Below are 379 nucleotides of genomic sequence, written 5' to 3' on the forward strand. Positions count from 1 at the left end.
AGAACGAATTGGTACTTGTAGAAGTGCTATCTGATGGCGAAGCGAGCCAGCTAAACCAACTTGAATCGGTTATCGACAATCGTAACTACGCATCCTGACGATCAAGCCTACTTCAGCAGCGAATTTCAAGCTTATATTGATGCCGGGTATATTGTCGTTCAGGAAGAAGCGGCCATCGCCATCATTGCGTTTAACCGGCCAGCTAATGGTGCGGATACCTTCGCAACCAAATTCCCAAGCACGTTCGTGCATAATAGCTTCCATGAAGTCCGAATCATAGTTGGTGATTTCGGGCAATTCAATACCTGCTTGTGCATTGATAACTGCCGATAGAATTAGGATAATCCCAAGATATAGATGCTTTTTCATATGTTATTTT

General features: G+C 43.5%; 1 protein-coding gene. It reads right to left on the reverse strand.

Annotated features, from left to right (window positions below):
- Positions 1-69: 69 nt before the first annotated feature.
- Entirely contained in the window at positions 70-369 is a 300-nt protein-coding gene (locus D0T50_RS13440; RefSeq protein WP_163224038.1) for a RagB/SusD family nutrient uptake outer membrane protein, read from the reverse strand.
- Between the last annotated feature and the right edge of the window lie 10 nt (positions 370-379).

Source organism: Bacteroides sp. 214 (genome assembly GCF_010501015.1).
Lineage (GTDB): Bacteria > Bacteroidota > Bacteroidia > Bacteroidales > Bacteroidaceae > Bacteroides.